Below are 21,391 nucleotides of genomic sequence, written 5' to 3' on the forward strand. Positions count from 1 at the left end.
GATGTCGCGACTCGGCAGCCTCGGCCACCGGCTCTACCAGGGCGAAGTCGGCTACGACTTCGTCGGCAAGCGGAAGATCTGGTACGGCGTCTCGATCCTGATCACCATCACCGCCATCGTGGCCCTGGCCGTACAGGGCCTCAACATGGGCATCGAGTTCAAGGGCGGTGCCGTCCTCACCACGCCGAAGACGGACCTCTCCGTTTCGCGGGTGCAGGAGGAGGCCGAGCAGGCCTCCGGCCACGACGCGATCGTCCAGAAGCTGGGCGACGGCACCATGCGTATCCAGATCAGCGGTCTGGACACCGACGCCGCCGGCGAAGTCCGCCAGGACCTCGCCGAGACCCTCGGTGTCAAGGCGAACGACATCGCCGCCGACCTCGTCGGCCCCAGCTGGGGCGAGCAGATCGCCAACAAGGCATGGACCGGCCTCGGCGTCTTCATGGTCCTCGTGGTGATCTACCTTGCCATTGCCTTCGAATGGCGTATGGCGGTCGCCGCACTGATCGCACTGATCCACGACCTCACCATCACGGTCGGTGTCTACGCACTGGTCGGCTTCGAGGTCACTCCGGGCACCGTGATCGGTCTGCTGACCATCCTCGGTTACTCCCTCTACGACACCGTCGTCGTCTTCGACGGTCTCAAGGAGGGGTCGAGGGACATCACCAAGCAGACCCGCTTCACCTACAGCGAGATCGCCAACCGCAGCCTCAACGGCACCCTGGTGCGCTCCATCAACACCACGGTCGTGGCGCTGCTGCCGGTGGCCGGCCTGCTGTTCATCGGCGGCGGCTTCCTCGGCGCGGGCATGCTCAACGACATCTCGCTCTCGCTGTTCGTCGGCCTCGCGGCCGGTGCGTACTCCTCGATCTTCATCGCCACCCCGCTGGTCGCCGACCTCAAGGAGCGCGACCCGCAGATGAAGGCCCTGAAGAAGCGGGTGCTCGCCAAGCGGGCCGCCGCTGCCGCCAAGGGTGAGTGGGCGGACCAGCCCACCCCCGGCGAGCCCCAGGACGGGCACCCGGTCGGGGATGACGAGGAGGAGACCGCGGGTGCGGTCGTCGGCCAGCGCCGGCAGCCCACGCCGCGCGGCGGACGCGGTCGGGGCAAGCGCCGATGACCAGTACGCACGAGCTGCTGCTCAGCCGGATCCGGGATGTGCCCGACTACCCGATGCAGGGAGTGGTGTTCAAGGACATCACTCCGCTGCTCGCGGACCCGGAGGCCTTCACGGCCCTGACCGAGCTGCTCGCCGAACTGTGCATACGGCACGGCGCCACGAAGATCGTCGGTCTGGAGGCACGCGGCTTCATCCTCGCCGCGCCGGCTGCCGTCCGCTCCGGGATCGGCTTCGTGCCGGTCCGCAAGGCCGGCAAGCTGCCGGGTGCGACGCTGTCCCAGTCGTACGAGCTCGAGTACGGCACCGCCGAGATCGAGATCCACGCCGAGGATCTGGCCGCGGGCGACCGGGTCATGGTCATCGACGACGTGCTCGCCACCGGCGGCACGGCCGAGGCCTCACTGGAGTTGATCCGGCGGTCCGGGGCCGAGGTCGCGGGCGTGGTGGTGCTGATGGAGCTGAGCTTCCTCGCGGGCCGTGCACGGCTGGAGCCCGCCCTGCGCGGAGCTCCCCTGGAGGCCCTGATCACGGTCTGAGTCCATACGCTCATACGGCACATCATCGACGGCGGCCGCCCGGAGGAACCCGGGCGGCCGCCGTTCGTCGTGACCTCTCTCACGGGCCCGGGACGAGCTTCGGGCCAGGGATCGATACCATTGGCTATCCGGACCTGACCGCGGGACCCGGATCCGCACGAGGAGCGCTCTTGCCAGACGAGGTCCAGCCACTGGCCGCCGCCGCGCAGCCCGACCAGCCGGCCGACAAGGCCGCGGCGGCAGCCGCCATGCCCGACGAGAGCGCGAAGCGGCCCGTCGAGAAGCCCACGGAGCCGCCTTCCACGCGGTCCAACGGCGCGAGCTCCCAGACCCCGGTCCCTGTCTCCGCGGCGAAGCCCGTGCCCGCGAAGCCCGCGCCCGGCCCGACGTCCCGCTCCGGCGGCTCGTCCAACCGCGTACGCGCCCGGCTCGCCCGTCTCGGCGTCCAGCGCTCGAGCCCGTACAACCCCGTTCTCGAGCCGCTGCTGCGCATAGTGCGCAGCAACGACCCCAAGATCGAGAGTTCCACGCTGCGTCAGATCGAGCGCGCGTACCAGGTCGCCGAGCGCTGGCACCGCGGCCAGAAGCGCAAGAGCGGCGACCCGTACATCACCCACCCGCTGGCCGTCACCACCATCCTGGCGGAGCTGGGCATGGACCCGGCGACCCTGATGGCGGGCCTGCTGCACGACACCGTCGAGGACACCGAGTACGGGCTCGACACGCTGCGCCGAGACTTCGGCGACTCCGTAGCCCTCCTGGTCGACGGAGTCACCAAGCTCGACAAGGTCAAGTTCGGTGAGGCCGCGCAGGCGGAGACCGTACGCAAGATGGTCGTCGCCATGGCCAAGGACCCGCGCGTCCTGGTCATCAAGCTCGCCGACCGCCTGCACAACATGCGCACCATGCGCTACCTCAAGCGGGAGAAGCAGGAGAAGAAGGCCCGCGAGACCCTCGAGATCTACGCGCCCCTGGCCCACCGGCTGGGCATGAACACCATCAAGTGGGAGCTGGAGGACCTCGCCTTCGCGATCCTCTATCCCAAGATGTACGACGAGATCGTTCGGCTCGTCGCGGAGCGGGCCCCCAAGCGCGACGAGTACCTGGCCGTCGTCACCGACGAGGTCCAGTCCGACCTGCGCGCCGCCCGGATCAAGGCCACCGTCACCGGCCGACCGAAGCACTACTACAGCGTCTACCAGAAGATGATCGTGCGAGGTCGCGACTTCGCCGAGATTTACGACTTGGTGGGCATCCGCGTCCTCGTCGACACCGTCCGCGACTGCTACGCGGCGCTCGGCACCGTCCACGCCCGGTGGAACCCGGTGCCGGGGCGGTTCAAGGACTACATCGCGATGCCCAAGTTCAACATGTACCAGTCGCTCCACACGACGGTCATCGGGCCCAGCGGCAAGCCGGTCGAACTGCAGATCCGTACGTTCGACATGCACCGCCGGGCCGAGTACGGCATCGCCGCGCACTGGAAGTACAAGCAGGAGACCGTCGCCGGCGCCTCCAAGGTGCGTACCGACGTGCCGAGAGCCGGCAAGGGCACCGCGGGCCAGGACACCGTCAACGACATGGCATGGCTGCGGCAATTGCTGGACTGGCAGAAGGAGACCGAGGACCCGGGCGAGTTCCTGGAGTCCCTGCGCTTCGACCTCTCCCGCAACGAGGTCTTCGTCTTCACCCCCAAGGGCGACGTGATAGCGCTGCCCGCGGGCGCCACCCCGGTCGACTTCGCGTACGCCGTCCACACCGAGGTCGGCCACCGCACCATAGGAGCACGGGTCAACGGGCGGCTCGTTCCCCTCGAATCGACCCTGGACAACGGCGACTTGGTGGAGGTCTTCACCTCCAAGGCCGTCGGCGCGGGCCCCTCCCGCGACTGGCTGGGCTTCGTCAAGTCACCGCGCGCCCGCAACAAGATCCGCGCGTGGTTCTCCAAGGAACGCCGCGACGAGGCGATCGAGCAGGGCAAGGACGCCATCGCGCGCGCCATGCGCAAGCAGAACCTGCCGATCCAGCGGATCCTCACCGGCGACTCGCTGGTCACGCTCGCGCATGAGATGCGCTACCCCGACATCTCCTCCCTCTACGCGGCGATCGGCGAGGGCCATGTCGCGGCGCAGGGCGTCGTGCAGAAGCTGGTACAGGCCCTCGGCGGCGAGGACGCGGCCAACGAGGACATCGCCGAGACCGCGGTCCCGGTGCGCGGCCGCAGCAAGCGGCGCGCCAACGCGGACCCCGGTGTGGTCGTCAAGGGCGTCGACGACGTGTGGGTCAAGCTGGCCCGCTGCTGTACGCCTGTGCCCGGCGACCCGATCATCGGCTTCGTCACCCGCGGCAGCGGCGTCTCCGTCCACCGCGCCGACTGCGTCAACGTCGACTCGCTGTCGCAGCAGCCGGAGCGAATCCTCGAGGTGGAGTGGGCGCCGACCCAGTCCTCGGTGTTCCTGGTCGCCATACAGGTCGAGGCGCTGGACCGGTCACGGCTGCTCTCGGACGTCACGCGTGTGCTGTCCGACCAGCACGTCAACATCCTCTCCGCGGCGGTGCAGACTTCGCGGGACCGGGTGGCCACCTCACGGTTCACCTTCGAGATGGGCGACCCCAAGCACCTCGGCCATGTACTGAAGGCGGTCCGGGGCGTGGAGGGCGTGTACGACGTCTACCGCGTCACCTCGGCCCGCAGGCCCTGAGCCCGCGGCCCCGGGTCTGTGACAGGCCCGGGGCACAGACCGCGGCCCCGGTACTGATCTCCGTACCGGGGCCGCGGTCCTGCTCGGCACATCAGCCGCCGAACTCCTCCAGGCCCTTGAGCGCCTGGTCCAGCAGCGCCTGCCGGCCCTCGAGTTCCTTGGCCAGCTTGTCCGCCTTGGCGTTGTTGCCCGCCGCGCGCGCCGCGTCGACCTGCGTGCGCAGCTTGTCCACAGCAGCCTGGAGCTGACCCGTGAGGCCGGCGGCACGCGCCCGCGCCTCCGGATTCGTCCGCCGCCACTCGGCTTCCTCGGACTCCTGGATGGCCCGCTCCACGGCGTGCATCCGGCCCTCGATCTTCGGCCGGGCATCACGCGGTACGTGGCCGATGGCCTCCCAGCGCTCGTTGATGGAACGGAAAGCGGCGCGGGCCGCCTTCAGGTCCGACACCGGAAGGAGCTTCTCGGCCTCGACCACGAGCTCTTCCTTGAGCTTGAGGTTCTCGGACTGCTCGGCGTCGCGCTCCGCGAATACCTCGCTGCGTGCGGCGAAGAAGACGTCCTGGGCTCCGCGGAAGCGGTTCCACAGCTCGTCCTCCGCCTCGCGCTGGGCCCGGCCCGCCGCCTTCCACTCCGTCATCAGGTCGCGGTAGCGGGCCGCCGTGGGACCCCAGTCGGTGGACCCGGACAGCGCGACGGCCTCCGCGACCAGCTTCTCCTTGGCCTTCCGGGCCTCCTCGCGCTGCGCGTCGAGCGAGGCGAAGTGGGCCTTGCGGCGCTTGGAGAAGGCCGAGCGGGCGTGCGAGAAGCGGTGCCACAGCTCGTCGTCCGACTTCCGGTCGAGCCGCGGAAGGCCCTTCCAGGTGTCCACCAGCGCGCGCAGCCGCTCACCCGCGGCCCGCCACTGCTCGCTCTGGGCCAGCTCCTCCGCCTCGGCGACCAGTGCCTCCTTGGCGTGCTTCGCCTCGTCGGTCTGCTTCGCCTTCTGCGCCTTGCGCTCCTCGCGGCGCGAGTCCACGGTCGCGACGAGCTTGTCGAGACGCTGACGCAGCGCGTCGAGATCGCCGACGGCGTGGTGCTCGTCGACCTGCTGGCGCAGATGCTCGATGGCGGTCGTCGCGTCCTTGGCCGACAGGTCGGTGGTCCGTACCCGTCGCTCGAGGAGGCCGATCTCGACAACCAGGCCTTCGTACTTGCGCTCGAAGTAGGCCAGAGCCTCCTCGGGAGATCCGGCCTGCCACGAGCCGACGACCTTCTCGCCATCGGCAGTTCGCACGTACACGGTGCCCGTCTCGTCGACGCGGCCCCACGGGTCGCTGCTCACAGCGCCTCCTCCACATGATGCCTGCGAGGGGGCTTGCCGCCCCCCGGGCATCGTCCACAGTTTCCTGGGGCGGGCAGCGCCCGCCCTGCACAACGCCAACATAGGCGAACGTCGGGTCGGCTGTCCGCATCCAGCGCTACCGAAATCGCAACCTCAGGACTTGGTCACGGTCGCCTTCTCGATGGTGACGGCCTTCTTCGGTGCGCCGTCCTGTGCCCCGCCCCCGACGCCGGCCTCGGCCACCGCGTTGACGGTCCGCAGACCCGGCGCGTCGATCGTGCCGAACGGTGTGTACGTCGGAGGCAGTTTGCTGTCCTTGTACACCAGGAAGAACTGGCTGCCGCCGGAGCCGGGCTGCCCGGTGTTGGCCATGGCGACGGTGCCGGCGGGGTAGGTCACCGAGCCGTCCGCGCCCGCCTTGCCCAGGCCGGACAGGTTTTCGTCCGGGATGGTGTAGCCGGGACCGCCGCTGCCGTCGCCCTTCGGGTCGCCGCACTGCAGGACGAAGATGCCGCTCGTGGTCAGACGGTGACACTTCGTACCGTCGAAGTAGCCCTTGTCCGCGAGCGACTTGAACGAGTTCACGGTGTGCGGAGTCTTCGCGGCGTCCATGGCGAGCTTGATGTCACCCTGGTTCGTCTTGATCGCGAAGGTGTACTTCGCCTTCTTGTCGATCGTCATCGCCGGCTCCGCCGACTTCGATTCACTGGCCGAGGGGGAGGGGGCCGCGGCGTCGGAACCCCCGGCCTTCTTGTCCTTCTCGAAGGCCCCGGTCGCGGCGGCCGTGGCGCCGGCGGCCAGTACCACCGCCAGTGCCGACGCGATCACCGTGTTGCGCCGCCGTGCCTTGCGGCGGGCCTCGGCCCTGCGCTGCTGCTGACGCTCGAACTTTTCCCTGGCGAGCTGTCGCCGCCGCTGATCGCTGGTGACCACCGGGTCGTCTCCTTGTGCGTATCGGGTACTGCTGTCCGGCCGGGTTAGCCCGTACCGTATATGGGTTCGCTGTGTGATGAGCAGCGCCGGTAGGCTCTGATCTGCTGCAATCCCAGCCGTACCACCCATGCCGGACAACACCTAAGGACGATCGTGCTCATTGCCGGGTTCCCCGCCGGGGCCTGGGGGACCAACTGTTACCTGGTCGCCCCCGCCGCAGGCGAGGAGTGCGTGATCATCGACCCGGGCCACCAGGCCGCCCAGGGAGTCGAGGAAGCACTCAGGAAGCATCGGCTCAAGCCCGTCGCCGTCGTCCTCACCCATGGCCACATCGACCATGTCGCCTCGGTGGTGCCGGTGTGCGGAGCACATGACGTACCGGCGTGGATCCACCCCGCCGACCGGTACATGATGAGCGATCCGGAGAAGGCCCTCGGCCGCTCCATCGGGATGCCGCTCATGGGTGAGCTGACCGTGGGGGAGCCGGACGACGTGCAGGAGCTGACCGACGGGGCGCGGCTGAAGCTCGCGTCCATGGAGTTCACCGTCGCGCACGCTCCCGGCCATACCAAGGGGTCGGTGACGTTCACGATGCCCGAAGCCCCCGGCGGCGCTGACATTCCGCAGGTCTTCTTCTCGGGCGATCTGCTCTTCGCCGGCTCCGTCGGACGCACGGACCTGCCGGGCGGCGACCAGGCCGAGATGCTCGAGTCGCTGGCACGCGTGTGCCTGCCGCTCGACGACTCGACCGTGGTGCTGTCCGGCCACGGCCCCCAGACCACCATCGGCCGCGAGCGCGCCACCAACCCGTATCTGCGCGAGGTGGCCGCCGGCTTCGGAGACGGCTTCACCGCCGCTCCCCGACGAGGAATGTGACGAGAGACTTCCCGTGAGCACTTTTCAGGCCCCCAAGGGCACGTACGACCTGCTGCCGCCCGACTCCGCGAAGTACCTCGCGGTGCGAGAGGCGATCGCCGCACCCCTGAGGAACTCCGGCTACGGCTACATCGAGACGCCCGGCTTCGAGAACGTCGAGCTCTTCTCGCGGGGTGTGGGTGAGTCGACGGACATCGTCTCCAAGGAGATGTACGCCTTCGAGACCAAGGGCGGCGACAAGCTGGCGCTGCGCCCGGAAGGCACCGCCTCGGTGCTGCGCGCGGCACTCGAGGCCAACCTGCACAAGCTCGGCAACCTGCCGGTCAAACTCTGGTACTCGGGCTCGTACTACCGCTACGAGAAGCCGCAGAAGGGCCGGTACAGGCACTTCTCGCAGGTCGGTGCCGAGGCGATCGGTGCCGAGGACCCGGCTCTCGACGCCGAGCTGATCATCCTGGCGGACCAGGCGTACCGGTCGCTCGGGCTGCGTACCTTCCGCATCCTGCTGAACTCGCTGGGCGACAAGGAGTGCCGTCCCGTCTACCGGGCCGCCCTGCAGGACTTCCTGCGCGGACTGGAGCTGGACGAGGACACCCGGAGGCGTATCGACATCAACCCGCTGCGGATCCTCGACGACAAGCGCGCCGAGGTGCAGAAGCAGCTGGCCGGTGCGCCGATGCTGCGTGACTACCTGTGTGACGCGTGCAAGGCGTACCACGAGGAGGTCCGCGAGCTGCTGGGCGCGGCGGGAGTCGCCTACGAGGACGACGAGAAGCTCGTGCGCGGCCTCGACTACTACACCCGTACAACGTTCGAGTTCGTCCACGACGGGCTCGGCTCGCAGTCCGCGGTGGGCGGCGGGGGCCGCTACGACGGTCTCTCGGAGATGATCGGCGGCCCTGCGCTCCCGTCCGTGGGCTGGGCGCTAGGCGTGGACCGTACGGTGCTGGCGCTGGAGGCCGAGGGCATCACGCTCGAACTCCCCTCCGCCACCAGCGTGTTCGCGGTGCCGCTCGGTGAGGAGGCCCGCCGGCTCCTCTTCGGCGTGGTCACCGAGCTGCGCAGGGCGGGAGTCGCGGCCGACTTCGCGTACGGCGGCAAGGGTCTGAAGGGCGCGATGAAGAGCGCCAACCGTTCGGGCGCGCGCTTCACGATCGTCGCGGGCGAGCGTGACCTCGCCGAAGGCGTGGTCCAGGTCAAGGACATGGAGAGCGGCGAGCAGGCGCCGGTCGCGCTGGACGCGGTTGTCACAGACCTCCGGGAGAGGTTCGCCCGCGGCTGACCCGAAGGGCGGCCACACACCAGGCCTGATGGGGGGCCCGGACCGTCGCCCGACGCTCCGGGCCCTGCTTATGTCCGGCGAACGCCGGAGCATGCATGATGGCCGCCGGGGTGCGGCAGAATGGGCGTGCCCTGCAAGGCCTACGGGAGCGACGGAACGGCGATATGACGACGACTGCGGCTGACGAGGGGACCGGGCGTTCGGTCGGCGCCGGGCGGGGGCCGGCCTGGCTTCTGGTGATCACCGGTGCGGCGGGCCTGCTGGCCTCCTGGATCATCACGCTCGACAAGTTCAAACTGCTCGAGGACCCCGACTTCGTCCCCGGCTGCAGCCTGAACCCGATCGTCTCCTGCGGCAACATCATGAAGAGCGAGCAGGCCTCGGCCTTCGGCTTCCCCAATCCGATGATCGGCCTGGTCGCCTACGCCATGGTGATCGCCATCGGCGTGGGCCTGCTGGCGGGGGCGCGCTACCGGCGCTGGTACTGGCTCGGGCTGAACGCGGGCACGCTGTTCGGCGTCGGTTTCTGCACCTGGCTCCAGTACCAGTCGCTCTACACCATCAACTCGCTCTGCCTGTGGTGCTGCCTGGCCTGGGTCGCCACCATCGTGATGTTCTGGTACGTCACCCTCCACAACATCAGGCACCGCTTCATTCCCGTTCCCGCCGGCCTGCGCAACGGACTCCTGGAGTTCCACTGGGTGGTTCCGGTGGTGTGGGTCGGTGTCATCGGGATGCTGATCCTGACCCGCTGGTGGGACTTCTGGACCGGCTGAGCCGCGCCCCGGAACCCGCTCCCACGACGCCCGGCAGCACTGTCATTGGGCTGGCATAGGCTTCACGCGTGGAACCCGATCTCTTCACCGCCGCCGCAGAAGACCGCCAGGAGAAGGATCCGTCCAGCACTCCGCTCGCTGTACGGATGCGCCCGCGCACCCTTGACGAGGTGGTGGGCCAGCAGCACCTCCTGAAGCCCGGTGCGCCGCTGCGCCGGCTGGTGGGCGAGGGCGGCGGCGGGCCGGCGGGTCCCTCCTCGGTGCTCCTCTGGGGGCCGCCCGGCACCGGCAAGACGACGCTGGCGTACGTCGTCAGCCAGGCCACGCAGAAGCGCTTCGTCGAACTCTCCGCGATCACCGCCGGCGTCAAGGAAGTGCGGGCCGTCATCGAAGGGGCCCGTCGCGCGGCGGGCGGCTTCGGCAAGGAGACCGTCCTCTTCCTGGACGAGATCCACCGGTTCAGCAAGGCTCAGCAGGACTCGCTGCTGCCGGCCGTCGAGAACCGCTGGGTGACGCTGATCGCCGCGACCACCGAGAACCCGTACTTCTCGATCATCTCCCCGCTGCTCTCCCGCTCATTGCTGCTCACGCTCGAACCGCTCACCGACGAGGATTTGCGCGCCCTGCTGCACCGGGCGCTCACGGAGCCGCGCGGCCTCGGCGGAGCCGTCACGCTGTCCGCGGACGCCGAGACACATCTCCTCCGGATCGCGGGCGGCGACGCCCGCCGGGCGCTCACGGCCCTGGAAGCGGGTGCGGGGTCCGCTCTCGCCAAGGGCGAGCAGGAGGTCACCCTGCGGAGCGTGGAGGAGGCTGTCGACCGGGCCGCGGTGAAGTACGACCGTGACGGCGACCAGCACTACGACGTGGCGAGCGCGCTGATCAAGTCGATCCGCGGCTCGGACGTGGACGCGGCGCTGCACTACCTGGCCCGCATGATCGAAGCGGGGGAGGACCCCCGTTTCATCGCACGGCGGCTCATGATCTCGGCCAGCGAGGACATCGGCCTGGCCGATCCGACCGCGCTGCCGACCGCGGTGGCGGCCGCCCAGGCGGTCGCGCTGATCGGCTTTCCCGAGGCGGCTCTGACCCTCAGCCACGCCACCATCGCACTCGCCCTGGCGCCCAAGTCGAACACGGCGACCACGGCCATCGGTGCCGCGCTCGCCGATGTGCGCGCCGGGCTGGCGGGACCGGTGCCGCCGCATCTGCGCGACGGCCACTACAAGGGCGCGGCCAAGCTCGGCCACGCCCAGGGATATCTCTACCCGCATGATCTGCCGGGCGGGATCGCGGCCCAGCAGTACGCGCCGGACGCGGTGCACGGCAAGCGGTACTACGAGCCCACGCGGTACGGCGCGGAAGCGCGGTACGCGGACGTGGTGGAAAAGGTCCGTGAGCGGCTGCGCGGTGGGGAGGGCTCGTCCGACGCGGCTCAGTGAGTCAGTGCGAGGCCGCCTGGAAAAGGGTGTGCATGGCCCGGCGCAGGCCGGTGATGTCGCGCACCGGTTCGGGGAAGTCGAACCGAGCGTCGAAGCACAGCTCACCGTCGAACCGCACCCGCAGCCCGAACCGGTCCAGTGCCAGCGGCACCGCGCGCTCCGCGGACCGGTGGGAGCCGTGCTCCCGCTCGCCCAGCAGCCCGCACAGCTCCTGGACCTGGTCGCCGTGCGCCGCGTGGAGGTGCTGGAGCAGCTCCGCCTCGTGCGCGACGAGGGGGTCGGCGGCGGCGTGCGCGAAGTCCTCCGCCTCGACGGCCGACGCGCCCCACAGGTCGTCCACCGACGCCTCGCCCACCTCGAGCCGCAGCATCATCCGGCCGGGCTCGGCCAGGCCGGGAGCGCGGGTGAGCCAGCCGGAGATCCAGGCGCGGCCCCGGATGCGGTTGGGGACGGAAACCGGCGCGACATCGGTGATCTCCAGCACGGCGGCCAGTTCGTCGTCCTGCGCGTGTGTGGCGGCGCGTACCGCGGGTGAGTCGGCCGGAAAGTCGAGGTACACCTCGCCGTCGGGACCCACGCTCCGCCCGGCCGGCATCAGCTGGTCGGGGCGTGCGCCTTCCAGGCCGGTAATGAGCAGTACGGCTGAGCATGTACTCTGTACGAGAGTTCGTGTGCGCTCGGCTGCTGACGGCATCCGAGTAATCTCAAGCCCGCTGGGACGCGGCTGACCATGAGCTGATCGGACCTCCGTCGCCTCGACGCTCTCAGAAGCGTCGGTGTTCTTTGTGCTGTCCGTGATGCGCTTGGTGTTCCCAGGGCGAGACATGCGATCTCCTTGAGTAAGGTGAGCCTAACCTAACCTACAACGGAGGTCTGGAGAACGTGCCTAACCAGTCGCGTCCCAAGGTCAAGAAGTCTCGCGCGCTCGGTATCGCGCTGACGCCGAAGGCTGTCAAGTACTTCGAAGCCCGCCCCTACCCGCCGGGCGAGCACGGCCGTGGCCGCAAGCAGAACTCGGACTACAAGGTCCGTCTGCTCGAGAAGCAGCGTCTGCGCGCGCAGTACGACATCAGCGAGCGCCAGATGGCGCGCGCCTACGACCGCGCCAAGAAGGCCGAGGGCAAGACGGGCGAGGCGCTGGTCGTCGAGCTCGAGCGCCGTCTCGACGCCCTGGTCCTGCGTTCGGGCATCGCCCGCACCATCTACCAGGCCCGCCAGATGGTCGTCCACGGCCACATCCAGGTCAACGGCGGCAAGGTCGACAAGCCGTCCTTCCGTGTCCGTCCCGACGACGTCGTGACGGTCCGCGAGCGCAGCCGCGACAAGCACCCCTTCCAGGTTGCCCGTGAAGGTGGCTACGCCGGCGAGGGCGAGACCCCGCGCTACCTCCAGGTGAACCTGAAGGCCCTGGCCTTCCGCCTGGACCGCGACCCGAACCGCAAGGAAATCCCGGTCATCTGCGACGAGCAGCTCGTCGTCGAGTACTACGCCCGCTGATCCGGACGTAGCCACTCAGGCTGGTCAGCCCGCCGTTTCCCCGCCGCCCTGTGCGGAGGGGGAACCGGCGGGCTTCCGCGTTTCCGGCTGCGCGCCGGAGCGGGCGCCGCGCACCGCCGCAACCTGTGCGGCCGACGGGACCCGCAGCGCCCGGTCCACCACCGCCTCCAGACCCATCGCACGCCCCCGCCGCAGGCACTCTGCGTACCGCTCGGCCCCCAGCAGTCGCCCGGCCTGCTGTGCGCACCTGGCGCGGGGCGTGCTGAAGTAGCCCGAGCCGAACAGCGGCAGCCCCACCGAGTCCCAGACCGGCTCGGCGGCCCCCTGCAGTACCGCGGCCTCCGACGGGTCGCCCTCGCCGGCTGCCACCAGGGCCAGCAGCTCGAGAGCCAGAACCAGGCCGAGCAGGTCGTGGAACGTGTGGTTGATCGAAATGCACTGCGAGAGCAACGCGCGGGCCTCGGCGTGATCGCCCCGCGTCCACGCCGCGTACCCCAGCACGTAGAGGGCGTAGGCGCGGGTCCAGAGCTCACCCCGTTCCTCGCAGATCTCCCGGACCTCCTCGCACAGCTCCAGGCCCGCGTCGAGGTCGCCCCGGAACACCAGTGACATCGCCAGCTCGACCTGGGCCATCAGCACATTGCTGTTGAGTTCGCCCACCTCTCGGTACTGGTCGACAGCCTCGCGCAGCAGCTCCCCGGCCCGCACCATGTCGTCGGAGACCAGCGCGAGACAGCCCATGCGGTGGACGGCGTAGGCGGCGGCCACCGGATTGTCCGTACGGTCGGCCTCCTCCCGGCACTCGTACAGCGCGGCCGTCGCCGCCACGCTGTCGCCCTGCAGAGCGGCCACATAGCCGAGCACCCACAGCGCCTTCAGGCGGGAGGCGTCGTGGTCCGACTCCAGCTCCAGGCTCCGGTCCAGCCAGTGCCGGCCCTCGGAGAGGCGACCGCAGCCCGCCCAGTAGAACCAGAGAGTGCCGGCCAGGTACTGGCCCAGATGCGCCTCCTCCGGATTCGCCAGACAGCACTCCAGGGCGAGACGGAGGTTCGGCAGTTCGCTGTCGACACGGGCCGCCACTTCGGCCTGGCGCGGACTGAACCAGTCCAGCTCGCACCAGGTGGCCAGCCCCATGTACCAGTCCCGGTGCCTGCGCCGCATCCGCCCGGTGTCGCCCAGCGCCTCCAGCCAGCCCGCTCCGTAAGCCCTGACCGTGTCGAGCATCCGGTAGCGGGCCGCCCCGGGCGAGTCGTCCCGTACGAGCAGGGACTGCGCGAGCAACTCGCCCAGCACGTCGAGCACGCCTTCGGCCGGCAGGTCGGGACCTGCGCAGACGTACTCGGCGGCATCCAGGTCGAACTGCCCGGCGAACACCGAGAGCCGCGCCCACAGGAGCCGCTCCTGCGGTGTACAGAGCTCATGGCTCCACCCGATCGTCGTACGCAGCGCCTGGTGCCGCGGCAGCGCGCCCCGGTTTCCGCCGGTGAGCAGCTGGAACCGGTCGTCCAGCCGTTCCAGCACCTGTTCGACCGAGAGAGTCCGCAGCCGCCCCGCGGCCAGCTCGAGGGCGAGCGGGATTCCGTCCAGCCGCTCGCACAGTTCCCGCACCGTCGCCCAGTTCGCGGACGTCACCTCGAAACCCGGCCTCCCGGCCGCGGTCCGGACGGCGAGCAGCCGCGCCGCGTCGTCCGCGGGCATCGGCGCGAGCGGGAGAACCTGTTCGCCGCCCACGCGGAGCGGCCGCCGGCCGGCGGCCAGCACCGTCAGCCGGGGGGCCTGCCGCAGCAGCTCCCGCACCAGCCCGGCACACTCTTCCACCAGGTGTTCGAAACCGTCGAGCACCAGGAGGAGTTCGCGTCCGGCCAGATGGTCGACCAGTACGGATCTGGGCGCCCGGGTGGTGTGGTCGGTCAGTCCGAGTGCCTCGACCAGCGCGTGGTCGAGCAGCGCCGCGTCACGGACGGGCGACAGCTCGGCCAGCCATACCCCGTCGCAAAAGTGATCCCGCAGGTCACGGGCGGCCCGGCTGGCGAATCGCGACTTGCCCACGCCGCCCACACCGGTCACGGTGACCAGCCGGAACTCCTCCAGCCGGAGCTCCAGCAGCGCGAGTTCGGCCTCGCGGCCCACGAACCCGCTCAGTTCCGCGGGGAGGTTGGTTCTTCGCATGGGACACGGAGGGTACTGGTCCGTACGCACTGCGTACAATCCAACCGGACAACCGCCGTCGCCGGCCGCGCTAATGCGGTACGGCCCCGGACCCGCGGCGCGATAGGGTCGGGGGACGACTTCGACGTGCAGGGAGCGGTGCAACGTGTCCGGTGGAGAGGTGGCCGGGATCCTCGTGGCCGTCTTCTGGGCGATCCTGGTCTCGTTCCTCGCCGTAGTGCTGGTGAGGCTGGCCCAGACGCTCAAGGCGACCACCAAGCTGGTGGCGGACGTGACCGAACAGGCCGTCCCGCTGCTGGCCGACGCTTCCGCGACCGTCCGCTCCGCGCAGACCCAACTCGACCGGGTCGACGCCATCGCCACGGACGTCCAGGAAGTCACGTCGAACGCCTCGGCGCTCTCCACCACGGTGGCCTCCACCTTCGGCGGCCCGCTGGTCAAGGTCGCCGCCTTCGGATACGGCGTGCGCAGGGCGCTGGGCCGTAAAGAGGTGCCGCCGCAGCCGTCCCGTACGGTGATCGTCGGCCGCACCCTGCCGTCGGCCCGGCGGGCGAAGAAGACCGGCCGAGGCTCCCGCGGACCGAAGGACTGACGCAGCCATGTTCCGCCGTACGTTCTGGTTCACCGCAGGCGCTGCTGCCGGTGTGTGGGCCACCACCAAGGTCAACCGGAAGCTCAGGCAGCTGACCCCGGAGAGCCTCGCCGCGCAGGCCGCGGACAAGGCGATCGAGGCGGGCCACCGGCTCAAGGACTTCGCTCTCGACGTCAGGGCGGGGATGGCGCAGCGTGAGGACGAGCTCAACGACGCGCTGGGCCTGCACGCCCCCGACGTCCATGAGCTCGCCGCGCCCCGCCGGGTCGCCGCCATTGACCACCCGAAGCACCCGAAGCACTCGACGACGAAGCACTCGTACAACCGGAATGAGGACCACTGATGGAGTCGGCTGAAATCCGCCGCCGCTGGCTGCGCTTCTTCGAGGAGCGTGGGCACAAGGTCGTGCCGTCGGCGTCGCTGATCGCGGACGACCCGACGCTGCTGCTGGTTCCCGCCGGCATGGTCCCCTTCAAGCCGTACTTCCTCGGCGAGGCCAAGCCGCCCGCCCCGCGCGTCACCAGCGTCCAGAAGTGCGTCCGTACGCCGGACATCGAAGAGGTCGGCAAGACCACCCGCCACGGCACGTTCTTCCAGATGTGCGGCAACTTCTCCTTCGGCGACTACTTCAAGGAAGGCGCCATCAAGTACGCCTGGGAGCTGCTGACCAGCTCCGTGGCGGACGGTGGCTACGGGCTCGATCCCGAGCGCCTCTGGATCACGGTCTACCTGGACGACGACGAGGCCGAAACCATCTGGCGCGAGGTCATCGGCGTCCCGGCCGAGCGCATCCAGCGCCTGGGCAAGAAGGACAACTTCTGGTCCATGGGTGTTCCCGGCCCCTGCGGACCCTGTTCCGAGATCAACTACGACCGCGGCCCGGACTTCGGCGTCGAGGGCGGCCCGGCCGTCAACGACGAGCGGTACGTGGAGATCTGGAACCTGGTCTTCATGCAGTACGAGCGCGGGGCCGGAGACGGCAAGGAGGACTTCCCGATCCTCGGCGACCTGCCCTCCAAGAACATCGACACCGGCCTCGGTCTCGAGCGCCTGGCGATGATCCTGCAGGACGTGCCGAACATGTACGAGATCGACACTTCGCGTGTCGTCATCGACAAGGCCACGGAACTGACCGGCGTCCGTTACGGCGCCGACCACGAGTCGGATGTTTCGCTGCGCGTCGTCACCGACCACATGCGCACCTCCGTGATGCTCATCGGCGACGGCGTCACCCCAGGCAACGAGGGCCGCGGCTACGTGCTGCGCCGCATCATGCGCCGCGCCATCCGTAACATGCGCCTGCTCGGCGCCACGGGCCCGGTGGTCGCCGAGCTCGTCGACACCGTCATCAAGTCCATGGGCGAGCAGTACCCGGAGCTGATCACCGAGCACAAGCGCATCGAGACCGTCGCGCTCGCCGAGGAGGCCGCCTTCCTCAAGACCCTGCGGGCCGGCACCAACATCCTCGACACCGCCATCACCGACACCAAGGCCGCGGGCGGCCAGGTCCTGCCCGGCGACAAGGCGTTCCTGCTCCACGACACCTGGGGCTTCCCGATCGACCTCACCCTCGAGATGGCCGCCGAGCAGGGCCTGTCCGTGGACGAGGACGGTTTCCGCCGTCTGATGAAGGACCAGCGGGACAAGGCCAAGGCCGACGCCAGGGCCAAGAAGACGGGTCACGCCGACCTGTCCGCCTACCGCGCTGTCGCCGACGACTCGGGTGCCACCGAATTCACCGGCTACACCCACACCGAGAACGAGGCGACCGTCGTCGGTCTGCTGGTCGACGGTGTGCCGTCGCCGGCCGCCTCGGAGGGCGACGAGGTCGAGGTCGTCCTCGACCGCACCCCCTTCTACGCCGAGGGCGGCGGCCAGCTCGCCGACCAGGGCCGGATCCGGCTCGACTCCGGCGCCGTCATCGAGGTCCGCGACGTTCAGCAGCCGGTCCCCGGCGTCAGCGTGCACAAGGGCTCGGTCCAGGTCGGGGAGGTGACGGTCGGCGCTCCCGCCCACGCCGTCATCGACACCCGGCGCCGCCGAGCCATCGCCCGCGCCCACAGCGCCACCCACCTCACGCACCAGGCGCTGCGGGACGCTCTCGGCCCCACGGCCGCCCAGGCGGGTTCGGAGAACTCGCCCGGCCGCTTCCGCTTCGACTTCGGCTCGCCCAACGCCGTTCCGGGCACGGTCCTCACCGACGTCGAGCAGAAGATCAACGAAGTCCTCTCCCGTGAACTGGATGTTCAGGCCGAGGTCATGAGCATCGACGAGGCCAAGAAGCAGGGCGCCATCGCCGAGTTCGGCGAGAAGTACGGCGAGCGCGTGCGGGTGGTCACCATCGGCGACTTCTCCAAGGAGCTGTGCGGCGGCACGCACGTCGACAACACCGCCCAGCTGGGTCTGGTGAAGCTGCTCGGCGAGTCCTCCATCGGCTCGGGCGTACGGCGTATCGAGGCCCTGGTCGGCGTGGACGCCTACAACTTCCTCGCCCGGGAGCACACGGTCGTCGCCCAGCTCCAGGAGCTGGTCAAGGGCCGTCCCGAGGAGCTGCCGGAGAAGATCTCCGGGATGCTCGCCAAGCTCAAGGACGCCGAGAAGGAAATCGAGAAGTTCCGCGCGGAGAAGGTCCTCCAGGCCGCCGCCGGTCTCGCCGCGGGTGCCAAGGACGTACACGGCGTCGCCGTCGTCACCGGCCAGGTGCCCGACGGCACCGGAGCCGACGATCTGCGCAGGCTCGTCCTCGACGTCCGCGGCCGGCTCGGTCAATTGTCGGGGGCCGGCGACCGCCCGGCGGTCGTGGCTCTGTTCACCACCGCGAGTGGCCGTCCGCTGACCGTCATCGCCACCAACGAGGCCGCCCGCGAGCGCGGCCTCAAGGCCGGCGACCTGGTCCGTACGGCCGCCAAGACTCTCGGCGGCGGCGGTGGCGGCAAGCCGGACGTAGCCCAGGGCGGCGGACAGAACCCGCAGGCCATCGGCGACGCCGTGGCCGCCGTCGAGCGACTCGTCGCCGAGACGGCGTGACCATGACGATGCGCATCGGTCGCCGGCTCGCGATCGACGTCGGGGACGCCCGGATCGGGGTCGCCTCGTGCGACCCCTCCGGGGTCCTCGCCACGCCGGTGGAGACCGTGCCGGGACGTGACGTCCCAGCCGCCCACCGGCGGCTGCGGCAGCTTGTCGAGGAGTACGAGCCGATCGAGGTCGTGGTCGGCCTGCCCCGCTCCCTGAGCGGCGGCGAGGGTCCGGCCGCGGCCAAGGTGCGAGTTTTCGCACACGAGTTGGCCCGCGGCATCGCGCCCGTTCCGGTACGACTGGTGGACGAGAGGATGACCACAGTGACGGCCAGTCAGGGGCTCCGCGCTTCGGGCGTGAAGTCCAAGAAGGGCCGGTCTGTCATCGACCAGGCTGCCGCTGTGGTGATCCTTCAGAACGCTCTGGAGTCCGAACGGGCGTCAGGCACAGCGCCCGGCGAGGGCGTCGAAGTGGTTGTCTGATCGCGATACGGTAACGTTCCGCGCGATGCGCCGGTGTTCGAACAGCCGCCGCATACGAATGAGGCGGACCGGAAGCCGAGGCAGCGGTGCCCAGCGGCCGCCGTCTCGCGGCTCTAGGGGATCGATGACTGAGTATGGCCGGGGCGCAGGCTCCGAACCGTGGCATCCCGAGGACCCCTTGTACGGGGACCCGGGGTGGAGAGGGCACCAGGCCGCTGACGGCCGGAGTCCGTACGGCGACCGGCCGCAGCAGCAGTACCCGCCGCAGCAGCAATACCCGCAGCAGCCGCAGCAGCCGCAGTACGGAGATCCGCAGGGTCAGTACACCGGTCAGCAGGGTCCGTATCCCGGGCAGCAGTACTCGGCCCAGCAGTATCCCGAGCAGCACCAGAACCAGCAGTACAACGGTGCCTGGGAGACCGGCCAGAACCCGGTCGCCGTCCCCTATGGCGCAGGCGCGGCCGACCCGTACGCCCAGCAGCCCGGCGGCTACCCGCCCGAGGCGCCCGACCGGTACGGCACCCCGGACGCGTATCCCCCGCCGCAGCCCCCCGGCCGCCGGCCCGCCGCCCCGGAGCAGACCCCCGAGTGGCAGCCGGACGGGCCCGACGAGCCGGAGCATCCCTTCTTCGCGGGCGGCGACGGCCGCGACGACGACGGGGAGTACGACGACGACCCGGGTGAGAGGCGCCGCGGGCGGGGCGGTGGCGAACGCCGCGGCAAGTCCAAACAGAAGCGCCGCAACGGCTGCGCGTGCTTGATCGTCTCGCTGGTGCTCGTGGGCGGCCTCGGGGGAGTCAGCTACTACGGCTACCAGTTCTGGCAGGACCGATTCGGCGCGGCCGAGGACTTCGCGGGCGAAGGCACCGGCCAGGTCGAGGTGGAGATCCCCAAGGGCGCGGGCGGCTACGAAATCGGCAACATCCTGAAGCGGAAGGGTGTCGTCAAGAGCGTCGACGCCTTTGTCGCAGCCCAGGCGAGCGACCCGGACGCCAAGTTCATTCAGGCGGGTGTCTACTCCCTCAAGAAGGAGATGTCCGCCAGGGCAGCCGTGGAACTGATGACCGACCCCGCCAGCCGGAGCGGTTTGATCGTCCGCGAGGGCATGCGGAACGTCCAGGTCTACGCGGCGATCGACAAGCAACTGGGCCTCAAGGCCGGCACCACCAAGGGTGTGGCGACGTCCCAGGTGAAGAACCTCGGGCTGCCCTCGTGGGCGGACGACAATCCGAAGATCAAGGACCCGCTCGAAGGTTTCCTCTTCCCCTCGCGCTACGACATCGGCAAGTCGACCAAGCCGGAGAAGGTGCTCCAGCAGATGGTCGCGCGGGCGAACGAGAAGTACGGGAGCCTGAACCTCGAGGCGAAGGCCAAGACGCTGGGTCTCGACTCCCCCCTCGAGGTCCTCACGGTCGCCAGCCTCGTCCAGGCCGAGGGCATCACCCACGACGACTTCAAGAAGATGTCCGCGGTCGTCTACAACCGGCTCGAGCCGACGAACACGGTCACCAACCAGAAGCTCGAGTTCGACTCCTCGTTCAACTACCTGAAGAACCAGAGCAAGATCAATATCTCTGTCGAGGAGATCCGGAGCCACGACGACCCGTACAACACGTACTTCTACAAGGGTCTGACTCCCGGGCCTATCGGAAACCCGGGCGAGGAGGCGCTGACCGCCGCGCTGGCGCCGGACAAGGGCGGCTGGATGTTCTTCGTGTCCATCGACGGGCAGACCACGAAGTTCACCAAGACGCTGGCCGAGCACGAGAAGCTCGTTGATCAGTTCAACGAGCGGCAGAAGAATGGCGACTAGATCCATGTCAGGCCACCGGGCCGCCGTACTGGGCTCGCCCATCGCCCACTCGCTGTCGCCCGTGCTGCATCGCGCCGCCTACGCGGCGCTCGGGCTCACCGACTGGTCGTACGACCGTTTCGAAGTCGACGAGCCCGGCCTGCCCGGCTTCTTCGAGCGGCTGGACGAGAGCTGGGCCGGTCTTTCGCTGACCATGCCGCTCAAGCGCGCGGTCATCCCGCTGCTCGACGGGATCAGCGACACCGCCGCCTCTGTCGAGGCGGTCAACACGGTCGTCCTCACCGAGGACGGCCGACGGGTCGGCGACAACACCGACATCCCCGGCATGATCGCCGCGCTGCGCGAGCGCGGTGTGGAGAAGGTGGAGGCGGCCGCCGTTCTGGGTGCCGGCGCCACGGCCTCCTCCGCGCTGGCCGCGCTCTCCCGAATCTGTACGGGCGAGGTCACCGCGTACGTACGCAGCCGGGCGCGCGCGGACGAGATGCGGCAGTGGGGCGAGCGGCTGGGGGTCGGCGTCCGCACGGCCGACTGGGTGGACGCCGCCGAGGCGTTCCGTGCCCCGCTGGTCGTCGCCACAACACCGGCCGGGACGACCGATGCTCTGGCCGCGTCGGTGCCGGACGCGCCCGGAACACTGTTCGACGTGCTGTACGACCCGTGGCCCACCGCGCTGGCCGCCCAGTGGTCGCAGCGGGGCGGGGGCGTGGTGGGCGGACTCGACCTGCTGGTCCACCAGGCTGTGCTGCAGGTCGAGCAGATGACGGGCCGGACTCCTGCGCCGCTCTCCGCGATGCGCAGAGCAGGCGAACAGGCGCTCGGCGCCCGCTAG

General features: G+C 69.7%; 18 protein-coding genes. 14 read left to right on the forward strand and 4 right to left on the reverse strand.

What is annotated here, in order from left to right:
- Position 1: 1 nt before the first annotated feature.
- From secF to AB0M62_RS17265, 3 genes are all read left to right on the forward strand, one after another.
- Positions 2-1,123, forward strand: a complete 1,122-nt coding sequence (gene secF, locus AB0M62_RS17255) for a protein translocase subunit SecF (RefSeq protein ID WP_366075027.1) — start codon at positions 2-4, stop codon at positions 1,121-1,123.
- The gene (locus AB0M62_RS17260; protein ID WP_366075028.1) at positions 1,120-1,659 is read left to right on the forward strand and encodes an adenine phosphoribosyltransferase; all 540 of its coding nucleotides are present in this window, start codon (positions 1,120-1,122) and stop codon (positions 1,657-1,659) included. The genes secF and AB0M62_RS17260 overlap by 4 nt, the downstream gene beginning before the upstream one ends.
- A 170-nt stretch (positions 1,660-1,829) precedes the next feature.
- A complete protein-coding gene (locus AB0M62_RS17265; protein WP_366075029.1) occupies positions 1,830-4,361 on the forward strand; it encodes a bifunctional (p)ppGpp synthetase/guanosine-3',5'-bis(diphosphate) 3'-pyrophosphohydrolase in 2,532 nt (843 codons plus the stop codon).
- A 91-nt stretch (positions 4,362-4,452) separates the two neighbouring features.
- On the opposite strand, the gene AB0M62_RS17270 is transcribed toward AB0M62_RS17265, so the two are convergent.
- Entirely contained in the window at positions 4,453-5,682 is a 1,230-nt protein-coding gene (locus tag AB0M62_RS17270; RefSeq protein ID WP_366075030.1) for a DUF349 domain-containing protein, read from the reverse strand.
- A gap of 153 nt (positions 5,683-5,835) precedes the next feature.
- Positions 5,836-6,615: a peptidylprolyl isomerase gene (locus AB0M62_RS17275; protein ID WP_366075031.1), complete on the reverse strand. Its 780-nt coding sequence runs from the start codon at positions 6,613-6,615 to the stop codon at positions 5,836-5,838.
- 153 nt (positions 6,616-6,768) lie between these two features.
- Between AB0M62_RS17275 and AB0M62_RS17280 the strand changes: the two genes are divergently transcribed.
- The 4 genes from AB0M62_RS17280 (at position 6,769) to AB0M62_RS17295 (ending at position 10,991) form a co-directional block, all read left to right on the forward strand.
- Positions 6,769-7,491, forward strand: a complete 723-nt coding sequence (locus AB0M62_RS17280) for an MBL fold metallo-hydrolase (protein WP_366075032.1) — start codon at positions 6,769-6,771, stop codon at positions 7,489-7,491.
- A gap of 13 nt (positions 7,492-7,504) precedes the next feature.
- Positions 7,505-8,773, forward strand: coding sequence for a histidine--tRNA ligase (hisS, locus tag AB0M62_RS17285; RefSeq protein WP_366075033.1), 1,269 nt, complete (start codon positions 7,505-7,507; stop codon positions 8,771-8,773).
- Positions 8,774-8,937: 164 nt separating this feature from the next.
- Positions 8,938-9,549: a vitamin K epoxide reductase family protein gene (locus AB0M62_RS17290; RefSeq protein ID WP_366075034.1), complete on the forward strand. Its 612-nt coding sequence runs from the start codon at positions 8,938-8,940 to the stop codon at positions 9,547-9,549.
- Positions 9,550-9,617: 68 nt separating this feature from the next.
- On the forward strand, positions 9,618-10,991 hold the full coding sequence (locus AB0M62_RS17295; RefSeq protein WP_366075035.1) for a replication-associated recombination protein A: 1,374 nt from the start codon (positions 9,618-9,620) through the stop codon (positions 10,989-10,991).
- Between the two features lies 1 nt (position 10,992).
- Here AB0M62_RS17295 and AB0M62_RS17300 read toward each other — a convergent pair whose 3' ends face one another.
- Positions 10,993-11,685, reverse strand: a complete 693-nt coding sequence (locus tag AB0M62_RS17300; protein WP_366075036.1) for a DUF2470 domain-containing protein — start codon at positions 11,683-11,685, stop codon at positions 10,993-10,995.
- A gap of 188 nt (positions 11,686-11,873) precedes the next feature.
- Here AB0M62_RS17300 and rpsD point away from each other — a divergent pair, with 188 nt between their 5' ends.
- Entirely contained in the window at positions 11,874-12,488 is a 615-nt protein-coding gene (gene rpsD, locus AB0M62_RS17305) for a 30S ribosomal protein S4 (protein ID WP_366075037.1), read from the forward strand.
- Between the two features lie 24 nt (positions 12,489-12,512).
- Here the strand turns inward: rpsD and AB0M62_RS17310 are convergent, their stop codons facing one another.
- Complete coding sequence (locus tag AB0M62_RS17310; RefSeq protein ID WP_366075038.1) at positions 12,513-14,657, reverse strand: tetratricopeptide repeat protein; 2,145 nt, start codon at positions 14,655-14,657, stop codon at positions 12,513-12,515.
- A gap of 145 nt (positions 14,658-14,802) precedes the next feature.
- On the opposite strand from AB0M62_RS17310, the gene AB0M62_RS17315 reads away from it, so the two are divergent.
- From AB0M62_RS17315 to AB0M62_RS17340, 6 genes are all read left to right on the forward strand, one after another.
- Positions 14,803-15,249, forward strand: coding sequence for a DUF948 domain-containing protein (locus tag AB0M62_RS17315; RefSeq protein ID WP_366075039.1), 447 nt, complete (start codon positions 14,803-14,805; stop codon positions 15,247-15,249).
- A 7-nt stretch (positions 15,250-15,256) separates the two neighbouring features.
- Entirely contained in the window at positions 15,257-15,592 is a 336-nt protein-coding gene (locus AB0M62_RS17320; RefSeq protein ID WP_366075040.1) for a DUF6167 family protein, read from the forward strand.
- Complete coding sequence (gene alaS, locus AB0M62_RS17325) at positions 15,592-18,276, forward strand: alanine--tRNA ligase (RefSeq protein WP_366075041.1); 2,685 nt, start codon at positions 15,592-15,594, stop codon at positions 18,274-18,276. The genes AB0M62_RS17320 and alaS overlap by 1 nt, the downstream gene beginning before the upstream one ends.
- Before the next feature lie 2 nt (positions 18,277-18,278).
- Positions 18,279-18,749 (forward strand): Holliday junction resolvase RuvX, encoded by a 471-nt coding sequence (gene ruvX / locus AB0M62_RS17330; protein ID WP_366075042.1) that lies wholly within the window; start codon positions 18,279-18,281, stop codon positions 18,747-18,749.
- Between the two features lie 124 nt (positions 18,750-18,873).
- Complete coding sequence (gene mltG, locus AB0M62_RS17335; RefSeq protein WP_366075043.1) at positions 18,874-20,562, forward strand: endolytic transglycosylase MltG; 1,689 nt, start codon at positions 18,874-18,876, stop codon at positions 20,560-20,562.
- A gap of 4 nt (positions 20,563-20,566) precedes the next feature.
- Positions 20,567-21,391, forward strand: coding sequence for a shikimate dehydrogenase (locus AB0M62_RS17340; protein ID WP_366075044.1), 825 nt, complete (start codon positions 20,567-20,569; stop codon positions 21,389-21,391).

Source organism: Streptomyces sp. NPDC051219 (assembly GCF_040682335.1).
Taxonomy (GTDB): domain Bacteria; phylum Actinomycetota; class Actinomycetes; order Streptomycetales; family Streptomycetaceae; genus Streptomyces.

Coding starts and splice junctions, on each gene's coding strand:
- secF (WP_366075027.1), top strand. CDS start 2: ATGTCGCGACTCGGCAGCCTCGGCCACCGGCTCTACCAGGGCGAAGTC.
- AB0M62_RS17260 (WP_366075028.1), top strand. CDS start 1,120: ATGACCAGTACGCACGAGCTGCTGCTCAGCCGGATCCGGGATGTGCCC.
- AB0M62_RS17290 (WP_366075034.1), top strand. CDS start 8,938: ATGACGACGACTGCGGCTGACGAGGGGACCGGGCGTTCGGTCGGCGCC.
- AB0M62_RS17300 (WP_366075036.1), bottom strand. CDS start 11,685: ATGCCGTCAGCAGCCGAGCGCACACGAACTCTCGTACAGAGTACATGC.
- AB0M62_RS17310 (WP_366075038.1), bottom strand. CDS start 14,657: ATGCGAAGAACCAACCTCCCCGCGGAACTGAGCGGGTTCGTGGGCCGC.
- AB0M62_RS17320 (WP_366075040.1), top strand. CDS start 15,257: ATGTTCCGCCGTACGTTCTGGTTCACCGCAGGCGCTGCTGCCGGTGTG.
- alaS (WP_366075041.1), top strand. CDS start 15,592: ATGGAGTCGGCTGAAATCCGCCGCCGCTGGCTGCGCTTCTTCGAGGAG.
- ruvX (WP_366075042.1), top strand. CDS start 18,279: ATGACGATGCGCATCGGTCGCCGGCTCGCGATCGACGTCGGGGACGCC.
- mltG (WP_366075043.1), top strand. CDS start 18,874: ATGACTGAGTATGGCCGGGGCGCAGGCTCCGAACCGTGGCATCCCGAG.
- AB0M62_RS17340 (WP_366075044.1), top strand. CDS start 20,567: ATGTCAGGCCACCGGGCCGCCGTACTGGGCTCGCCCATCGCCCACTCG.